We start from the raw sequence: 3,351 nt of genomic DNA, 5'->3' as shown, positions 1-3,351 counted from the left end.
ATGCGGCACCATCAAGCCGACAAAGGCGATCGGCCCTGCCAGCGCCACGGAGCCGCCCGCCAGCAGGATGACGGCGATCAGCGTCAGTCCCTTGGCGGCGAACGCCCATTGACCGAGTCCCTTGGCCACGTCATCGTCCATCGCCATAATGTTCAGCGACCTGCCGAGCAGCAGCGCCATCGCCCAGCCGACTGCCAGATAGGGCAGCAGCTCGAGCAGACTGTCCAGCTTCCTGCCGTTGACCGAGCCGACCATCCAGAATAGCAGCTCATCCAGCGAGGCATTGTTAAGCAGCATGAGGCCGGAGGTGATCGAGGAAGCGAAGGCTGCGAAGGCTGTCCCTGCCAAGGTCATCCGGACAGGCTGGAAGGCGCCCCTGCCTGCCGAGCCGAGCGCGATGACGAGCAGACTGCTCGCTGCCGCGCCGGCAAAGGCAACCCAGATCATATCGCCTAGATCGAAGTCCCAATCCGTCATCGTGACGACGAAGACGATGAAGAGCACGGCCCCGGCGTTAACGCCCAGCACCGACGGCGAGGCCAGCGGATTGCGGGTCAGCACCTGCATCAGCGCCCCTGCGATCGCCAGACTGGCGCCGACGGCAGCGCCGATCAGAACGGCCGGGATTCGCACCGTTCGGATGATCAGATGCTCGTTGGACCCATCGAAGCGATACAGAGCCTCCTGCAGCTGAGCCATGCCGAATGTATGGTAGCCGGACCGGACGCCGACCAGCATAACGACGAGCAGCAGCACGGCAGCGCCCGTGAGCGCCAGAGCTTTGGCGACAGGATGTTTGATCAGACTGTTCACGTCGGTTGCGCTTCCCCCTATGACTTCTCTAAGATCAATTGCCGGTCCAATGAGAACCATTATCATTATAAGCGACGACGAATGCGCTGCCTATGGATACGATTGTCTCCTTTACATGGACCATATTGCGCTGCAGGGGACTCGCTCAGTCGATGCCAACGGCAAGCGCGACTCGCTCCTGCTCGCGCAGCCAGACGAGGTCCCGGGCGAGCCGGTCCGTCGGATCGGCGCCGAACCATTCGATCGACCCGAAGATCGGCTGACCGCTCAGCTCCGTCAGCAGCGGCCGATAGTCGATCGCCCCCTCTCCGAGTCCGCGCATCCCCTCGCGGCTGCCGCTGGCGTCATACACTTGGGCTGGCGCAAAGACGGAGACATGCTCCAGACGATCGATATTCTTCAGATGAAGGCTGCCTGTCCATCGCCGGAGCCGCTGCCAGCCGACGAGCGGCGACGTGCCCGTCTCCCACAGATGCAGCACATCGAGGTTCAGGCCGACGGCGCCGGGACAGGCCTGCTCTGCCTGCTCCATCGCCCGCGCCGTGACGTCGAGACGATCGAGCAGCGTGCCGGGATGCGTCTCGAGCAACAGCTGCACGCCTGCCTCCAGGCACAGCCGTCCAAGCGCCACCGCCTGCTCGACGATCGCCTCGCGCTCACCGTCGCTGAGATCCCGGCTCGCCCGATGGCCTGCAAAGCAACGGATGCGGCCGGCGCCGAACCAGCGGGCACGCTCGAGCTGACGCAGACATCGGTCGCGAGCGGCGTCCCGATCGGCGCCGGGCGACAGGTCGATATAGTCGCTGATCATAGAGATCTCCGCCCCTGCTCCCAGCAGCCGTCGCAGCCCCTCCTCGGTCTGACGGCGCTCTTGCTCGTAGAGCTGTCCGGCATGGACGCCCCACAGCTCGATCCCGTCGAGGCCGAGCCGGGATGCCAGCCGGACCAGCTCGCCAAACGAGGTCAGCTGATGCCGGTACGAGATCGTGCACAGCGCATGTCTCATCCTGCCCGACCGCCTTCCGCCGGCGCGGGAACGCGCGTCGAAGGGGAGAGGACAGCGGCGCGCCACGCTTCATGCTGACGGCCGATCTCTTCCTTGATCTCCCGCTCGATCGCATCCACCTCGTCGAGATTGTCGTAGAGCACCGGCAGCAAGGCCCGATTGCCGGTCATCGCCAGCTTGACCGACATGTACTGCGCGGTCGAATAGCCCTGGGCGAGATCCTCGATCTGATTGGCCCAGCGGAGGAAATGATCGCGAGAGTAGCCGAGCGTATCCTGGAAATACATGAGCGCGTACTCGTAGCCGTACTTGCGCACAGCAAGTACCTTGAGCTGCCCCAGCTGCTCCAGCAGCACGCCTAGCCCCGCTCCCTCGCTGTCCGCTTCGGCGCGACGAAGGATCGCCCGCACCTGCGCGGTGAGCGGGTTGACGTCAGGCCGGAAGGTGTCGACGAACCAGCGATCCACCGTCTCAAGCGAAGGGCTGACGATCCGCTCGGCATCGATCACGTAGCCCGCGCCGTCCTCCAGCGCCGCGATGGCCGCCAGCACATCGCGCTTGTCCGCTTCGCCCTCCCATCGAAAGTCAGGGTCGAATACGAACCAGCGATCCTCATCCGCCGTCTTCGAGACCATCAAGTAATGGGGAAACGGGCTCAAATTGGCCTTGGTCTCGCGACCCGGCAGCTGGCACATGTCCAGCATGACCATAATATACCGGTGCTCCGGCTTGTCCTCGAGCAGGCGCAGCAGCGTCTCCCGGTTGGCCTCCTTGGTCGCTCGCGGATCATGCCACGGCCGCACCGTCAGACCAAACATCCGCTCGTATTGATCGAGCAGCGGCTGGTGCGAGAGCGACTCGGCATGATAGGCCAGTCCGCCTGCCTCCGACAACGCAAACGGCGCATCCCATACGCCAAAGTAGAAGGGTCGATGGTCGACCTCGCTGCGGCGCTTAATAATCTCGCAGAGACAGCTCATCAGACAATGAATCTTGATCATGCGCCCCGCACCTCCTCCTCGCGGGTCTCCTGCAACGTCAGCATGAAGTCGAGCAGCGCGCCGATCGTCACATACGCCCTGGCGTCTACCTCGTGCTCAGGCACGTCCAGCTTCATCTCCAGCTCGATCCAGACGATCAGCTGCATCAGCATGATCGAATCCACCCCCAGGTCCTCCGCCAGCCGCTGACGATCCTCCAGACGCTCCGGCAGCTCATCGAGCTGCAGATGGCGCGCCATCACCTCGCGCAGCCGCAAGCGATACGCTTCTCTTCTCATCCTTGCCCCTCCTCCTCTGTTAATCGTCTGCGGCTGATCTTGCCCGAGGGCAGCCGCGGGATACGGTCCACCAACCTGATCCGCGACGGCGTCTGGTACTCCGGCAGCCGCTCCCGGCACCATGCCAGCACCTCCCGCTCCTGCAACGGCCGCGACGGCACGACGAGCGCTTGCACGCGCTCGCCCATGACCGGGTGTCTCCCTCGATAGACGACGGCCTCGGCGACCCCGGGCAGCTCCAGCAGCACCTGCT

Annotated in this window: 5 protein-coding genes; all 5 read right to left on the bottom strand. The window is 64.3% G+C overall.

The window, feature by feature from the left end; genetic code table 11:
* Positions 1-813 (bottom strand): FecCD family ABC transporter permease (locus PA598K_RS09810; RefSeq protein ID WP_260405340.1); only part of this gene is annotated, 813 nt, incomplete at its 3' end.
* Positions 814-958: 145 nt separating this feature from the next.
* Positions 959-1,819 (bottom strand): sugar phosphate isomerase/epimerase family protein, encoded by an 861-nt coding sequence (locus PA598K_RS09805; RefSeq protein ID WP_128656778.1) that lies wholly within the window; start codon positions 1,817-1,819, stop codon positions 959-961.
* A complete protein-coding gene (locus PA598K_RS09800; RefSeq protein WP_128656777.1) occupies positions 1,816-2,820 on the bottom strand; it encodes a DUF6005 family protein in 1,005 nt (334 codons plus the stop codon). Before PA598K_RS09800 ends, PA598K_RS09805 begins: the two co-directional genes overlap by 4 nt.
* Positions 2,817-3,098, bottom strand: a complete 282-nt coding sequence (locus tag PA598K_RS09795; RefSeq protein WP_185601784.1) for a phosphopantetheine-binding protein — start codon at positions 3,096-3,098, stop codon at positions 2,817-2,819. Before PA598K_RS09795 ends, PA598K_RS09800 begins: the two co-directional genes overlap by 4 nt.
* A partial coding sequence (locus PA598K_RS09790; RefSeq protein WP_446674097.1) for an AMP-binding enzyme occupies positions 3,095-3,351 on the bottom strand: 257 nt, incomplete at its 5' end. The genes PA598K_RS09790 and PA598K_RS09795, both read right to left, overlap by 4 nt.

The sequence above is a fragment of the Paenibacillus sp. 598K genome, from assembly GCF_003851045.1.
GTDB lineage: Bacteria > Bacillota > Bacilli > Paenibacillales > Paenibacillaceae > Paenibacillus_D.
This window is presented reverse-complemented; position numbering and strand designations above follow the sequence as displayed.